Annotated in this window: 2 protein-coding genes and 1 pseudogene; all 3 read left to right on the forward strand. The window is 70.0% G+C overall.

Annotation, left to right across the window (positions count from 1 at the left end; genetic code table 11):
* Positions 1–458: 458 nt before the first annotated feature.
* Complete coding sequence (locus tag HCK04_RS39830; RefSeq protein ID WP_168066666.1) at positions 459–857, forward strand: HNH endonuclease signature motif containing protein; 399 nt, start codon at positions 459–461, stop codon at positions 855–857.
* 868 nt (positions 858–1,725) lie between these two features.
* Positions 1,726–5,229 (forward strand): S8 family serine peptidase, encoded by a 3,504-nt coding sequence (locus HCK04_RS39835; RefSeq protein WP_260617569.1) that lies wholly within the window; start codon positions 1,726–1,728, stop codon positions 5,227–5,229.
* Positions 5,230–5,515: 286 nt separating this feature from the next.
* A pseudogene (locus tag HCK04_RS39840) lies at positions 5,516–6,210 on the forward strand (DNA-directed RNA polymerase subunit beta); the annotation flags it as partial.

The raw sequence follows: 6,210 nt of genomic DNA on the forward strand, positions 1-6,210 counted from the left end.
ACCGGCATGGCCAGAGCACGTGCCGGTGCGGCAGCCAGAGCACGTGCCGGTGCGGCAGCCAGGGCGCGTGGCGGTGCAGTGGCGAGGCGCGGTGCTCGCGTGCGACGCAGGCGTCGGGGACATCGGGACCGTCGGGAGCGACGCCCGGCGGGCCCGGACCGGAGCGGGAGACACCACCCGGATGGGCATCGGGAACGGCACCGGGAGCCGGGCGTGGGACGCCGGGGACGGCGCAAGCAGCATCGCAAGGAGCGGCACAGGGGGCATCGCGGGGTGCGTCACCGGGAGCAGCTCCCGGGGCGTCACCCGGAGCAGCGCCAGGTGCGTCGGCGGGCACGACGCCCGGGGCGTCGCTGGGGTCGGCGCTGGGAGCGTCGGCAGGCACGCTGCCTGGGTCGCTGCTGGGGACGGCACTGGGTGCCTCGCTGGGAGGGCCGCTGGGGATGGTGCCGCCGGGGTTGTTGCTGGCGACGGGGCAGGTGCTGCCCGTCTCCAGCGTGCATCGGCTCGCCCGGACCTCGACTCTGGTGCGGATCGTCATGAACGCCGACGGGCAGGTGCTCGACATGGGCCGCAAGGTTCGCCTGGCCACCCCCGCCCAGCGCCGGGCCATCTTCGCCCGGTATGCCACCTGCTGGGTCGACGGCTGCCCGCTCCCGGCGACCATGTGCCAGATCGACCACGCCGACAACTGGAGCACCGGCGGCCTCACCGACCTGAAGCTCCTCGGTCCGGCTTGCCAGTTCCACAACCGCGACCGCTACCAGCACCCCGACCGCTACACCCGCCGCAAAGAAGGCACCGACCGCTGGGCCTTCACCTACCACCGGATCGGGAGCAGGCGGCCGCGCGAGTGAGGCGGGAGGCGCAGTGGGCTACGCGCGGACAGACCGGGGCGAAGCGCGGACAGGCCGGGCTTCGATGGGCGATTGTTCGCCGAGTCGCTGTCCTACCTAGGGGACGTACTCGACCGCGACTCCACTGCCTATGGCGCCGACTCCTCCAGTTCTCTGCCATGCGTGAGCGTTTCGCCGACTGGAAGCGGAACTGCTCTCGGGCACGTGATTCCGTCGGCGGCCGTACATCCGCACCGCGTCCTCTCACCCTCATGTCTCACGACGATCACCCTCATGTCTCACGACGATCCACGCGCCGCTGCGTAAGCACGACACCCGGCAATGCCGGGACGCCGTCAGCCGACCCGCGACCTGGCCTCTGGTCCGCGCGGCGCGTGCGTGTCCGTCTCCGGATCGCTCCGTTCGCCGTCGACCCGAACTCGGACCGAGCGGCTCGTGCTCCGCGAGCCCGAGGCGCGGGACCGTACGACGTTCGTCGGGTGCACACCCACCTCGGTGGGATCGGGGGCAGGGGGCGTCAGGCCAGATCCATGGGGGCAGGGGCCATGGGGGTGAGGCCGAGGGCGGCGGGCCCGGGGCCGAGGCGCGGCCGTCCTTGGGCCTCTCCTCCGGCACGAAGGGCGCAGGTAGGGCGGTGGGGACGTCCGCCTCGGCGGCCAGGGCGTGGTCGCGGGGCACATTTTTCGGCTGTCCTGATCGGGCAGTAAGGGGCGATTGTTAAATCCAGTTGAACTCTTTGCCCTGATCTTGCCCATCTTGGCAAGATCCACAACGATACGTCCCCGGAGTTCATCCGAACCCCACTAGTCCCTTTTCCCCCTGTGGGTGCCTGTTTGCCCACATAGGAGAGCTTGTGTTACTCCCGCACGTGCGGCGTGCGGTCCTGATCGGGACCGCCGCCCTCGCCCTGCTGCTCCCGCAGAACGCCGCGGTCGGCGCAGCATCGGCCACACCCGGACCGGACAAGGTCGATCGGGTGGTCCAGAACGACCTGTCCGCCCACGGAAAGGCCACCTTCTGGGTACGGCTCAAGGACCGCGCCGACCTCGGCGCCGCCCGAATGGCGAAGAACAAGAACGACAAGGCGCGGCAGGTCTACCGGCTGAAGTCGGAGACCGCCGCTTCCTCTCAGGCCGGCCTGCGCAAACTCCTCACGAAAGCGCACGCGGAGTTCACCCCCTTCTGGATCGTCAACACCGTCAAGGTGACCGGTGACGCGAAGCTGGCCGCCGAGATCGCCCAGTTGCCCGAGGTGACGGCGATCGAACCGTCCCGTACGGTGCCCCTGCCCGACCCGCAGCCGGCCAGGGCGCAGGCCGCGACCGCCTCCGTCGAGTGGAACATCGACCGCATCAACGCCCCGAAGGTGTGGGACGAGCTCGGCGACCACGGCGAGGGCATCGTCATCGCCAGCATCGACACCGGTGTCCAGTGGGACCACCCCGCCCTGGTCTCCCAATACCGGGGCACCCAGCCGGGCGGCGCCGTCGACCACAACTACAACTGGTTCGACCCGGCGCACGTCTGCCCCGGCCAGGCGCCGTGCGACGACCGCGGCCACGGCACCCACACCGTGGGCACCATGGTCGGCGGGGACGGCGGGGCCAACGCGATCGGCGTCGCCCCCGGGGCCAAGTGGATCGCGGCCAAGGCCTGTCTCCTCACGGGATGCCCCGACTACGCGCTGCTCGCCGCCGGGCAGTGGATCCTCGCGCCCACCGACCTGAACGGCCAGAACCCCCGTCCCGACCTCGCGCCCGACATCGTGAACAACTCCTGGGGCGGCGAGGGCATCAACCTCTGGTACAAGGACATGGTCGAGGCGTGGGTCGCCGCCGGCATCTTCCCCGCCTTCTCCAACGGCAACGCGGGGCCGGCCTGTGACACCACCGGCACGCCCGGGGGATACGTCGCCAGCTACAGCGCCGGGGCCTTCGACGCCGACGGCAGAATCGCGTACTTCTCCTCCAGAGGCCCGGGCGAGAACGGCGAGATCAAGCCGAACATCTCGGCCCCCGGCGTCGACATCCGCTCGGCGTTGCCCGGCAACGGATACGGGCTGAAGTCGGGCACCTCGATGGCCAGCCCGCACGTCGCCGCGACCGTGGCGCTGATGTGGTCGGCCTCCCCCTTCCTGCGGGGCGACATCGAGGGCACCCGGGCGCTGCTCGACCACACGGCGACCGACGTCGACGACGAGGGCTGCGGCGGCACCGCCGCGGACAACTTCGTCTGGGGCGAGGGCATGCTCGACGCGTACGCGGCCGTCAAGGCGACCCCGGCCGGCGAGCTGGGCACGCTGACCGGCACGGTCACCTCCGACGGCTCCCCGCTCGCCGGCGCGACCGTCGAGGTCTCCGGCCCGTTGAACCGCACCGTCTCCACCGCGCAGGACGGCAGCTACAGCCTGCCCCGCCTGCTGAGCGGCGACTACACGCTCACCGTGCGGAAGTTCGGCTACGACGACGTCACCCGGACCGTCACCGTCGGCACCGACGAGACGGTCACCGAGGACGTCGCGCTCACGGCGCAGACCCTGAGCAGGGTGTCGGGAACGGTCACCAGTGTGGGCCTGCCCGAGGCGGGCGCCACGGTGACCGCCGCGGGCACGCCGGCCACCGCCGTCACCGACGCTCAGGGCCACTACGAGCTGCTGCTGCCGCACAAGACCTACGACCTGAAGGTCACGGCGGACTCCCTGTGCGCCGAGGAGACCACCGTGCCTGTCACGGTGACCGGCGAGATGACCAGGGACATCGCGCTGGCCAGCCACATCGACGGGTTCGGCCACACCTGCAGGAGCGGCGCCGAGCCGTACGTCGAGGGCACCCACCTGGAGCCCCTCACCTACGACGACGAGACCCAGCGGATCACGCTGCCGTTCGCCTTCCCGTTCTACGGCAAGACTTACACCAGCGGTCTGGTCAGCACGAACGGGTTCCTGAGCTTCGGCGGCAACACCTACTCCTTCCCGAGCCACGGACCACTGCCCTCCGGTGCCGAGCCGAACGCCGCCATCTATCCGTACTGGACCGACCTCGGGCTGTTCGAGGGCGAGGGCGCGCTCTACACGGCCACGATCGGCAGCGCGCCGAACCGCACCTTCGTGGTGGAGTGGCGCAACGCCCGGTTCTACGGCGTGGACGCGCTCATCTCGTTCGAGGCGCTGCTCGGCGAGGACGGCTCGATCGGGTTCCGCTACCGCGGGATCGACACCGATTACTCGGCCGGGGAGAAGGCCACGATCGGCATCGAGAACGGAGACGGCACCGACGCGTTCCAGTACTCGTCCGACAGGCCGGTCCTGCGTGACGGTCAGAGCCTGACCATCGCGGCGCGCGGACACGGACTGGTCGCCGGCACCGTCACCGACGCCAACGACGGCGGCCCGCTGGCCGGCGCGACCGTGAAGGTCGGCGACGTCGCCTTCACCACGGGCCCCGACGGCGCCTTCCTCGGGCAGGTGCCCGCGGGCGACCACCACGTGGAGATCTCGGCGGCCGACTACGGCACCCTCACCAAGGAGGTCAGCGTCGCCGCCGGCGGCCGGACACGGGTGGACGCCGCACTGGCCACCGGCCGGGTCACCGTGTCCACGGGCCAGGTCACCCTGGTGATGCCGGCCTCGGCGACCAGGAACGCGACGTTCGAGCTGTCCAACCCGGGCTCCGACGCGACGTACACGATCGAGAACGACCCGGCGCAGACCTGGCTCGGCGTGACGCCGGCGAGCGGAAACATCAAGGCGGGCGCATCCGTGACGCTCCGGGTCACCGCCTCAAGCGCGGGACTGTCCCCGGGGGACGTCCGCACCGGCGTGCTGCTCGTGCGCTCGTCGAGCGGCCGGGCGCCGGTCGTCCCGGTCAGCGTGGTCGTCGTGGTGCCGAAGGTCCAGATCGCCGTCGAGACGGGCGGCGGCAAGAACGTGGTCGACGCGGCGGGCGACACGTGGACGGCCGACCGGGAGTACACCCCTGGCGGGTACGGCTACGTGGGCGGCGGCAAGGCGAAGACGTCGCCCAAGGACGTCAAGGGCACGTCCGAGCAGGGACTGTTCCGCAGCTCCCGCGAGGGCATGCAGGCCTACCGGTTCGACCGTCTTCCGGACGGCGTCTACACCGTGGAGCTGGGCTTCGCCGAGACCCGGCACAAGAAGGCGGGCAAGCGCGTCTTCGACGTCGCCGTCGCGGGCGTCCCGGTCATCGAGGGCCTTGACCTGGCCAAGGAGGCCGGTGAGAACACGGCGGTGACCCGCCAGTACACGGTGAAGGTCACCGGCGGCCGGCTCGACGTGGTCTTCCGGCCCCACAAGGGCGACCCCATCGTGAACGCGATCCGGGTCACCGAGCGTCCGGACAAGGCGGGCGCGTAACCGCCCTCGGCTGAGACCGGCCCGCCCCTTCCGGCGGGCCGGTCTTTTCGGTGTGCGGCGGGGCGCGAGAGGTGGTTTTCTTGAGGGCGGCTTGACGATTTCCGGGCGGGCATGCGATTCTGGCTACGGGACAGAGGTTGACAATGCGGATAAGTGTGGACATTTGTTTGTAGTTTGCTTTATGCTGCCCTCTCACGCTCGCCCTCGGCATCCCACTTCCTCCTATCGAGTGAGCTGTCCTCCGGCGCGCGTGTAGTCAGTCCGCGAGTCCTCGGAAGGACACCTGTTGGCAGCCTCGCCTCACGCCTCGTCCCGCGCTTTCGCCGTACCGCCCGGTCCTCGCCGCGTCTCCTTCGCGCGGATCGAGGAGCCGCTCGAAGTGCCCGACCTTCTCGCCCTGCAGACCGAGTCGTTCGACTGGCTGGTGGGCAACGAGCGATGGAAGGGCCGGGTCGAGGCGGCTCGCCAGGCCGGGCGAAGGGACATTCCACTTCAGTCGGGTCTGGAAGAGATCTTCGAGGAGATCAGTCCCATCGAGGACTTCTCCGGAACCATGTCCCTGTCGTTCCGGGAGCACAGGTTCGAGCCGCCCAAGTACTCGGTCGACGAGTGCAAGGACAGGGACATGACCTACTCCGCCCCGATGTTCGTCACGGCGGAGTTCATCAACAACACCACGGGTGAGATCAAGAGCCAGACGGTGTTCATGGGCGACTTCCCGCTCATGACGTCGAAGGGCACCTTCATCGTCAATGGCACCGAGCGTGTCGTGGTGTCCCAGCTCGTCCGTTCACCGGGTGTCTATTTCGAGCGCAGCGTCGACAAGACCTCGGACAAGGAGCTGTTCGGCGGCAAGGTCATCCCCTCCAGGGGAGCCTGGCTGGAGTTCGAGATCGACAAGCGCGACAGCGTCGGCGTGCGCATCGACCGCAAGCGTAAGCAGCCGGTCACGGTGCTGCTGAAGGCGCTCGGCTGGACCGG

It is taken from the genome of Microbispora sp. CL1-1, from assembly GCF_012034195.1.
In the GTDB taxonomy this organism is placed as follows: domain Bacteria; phylum Actinomycetota; class Actinomycetes; order Streptosporangiales; family Streptosporangiaceae; genus Microbispora.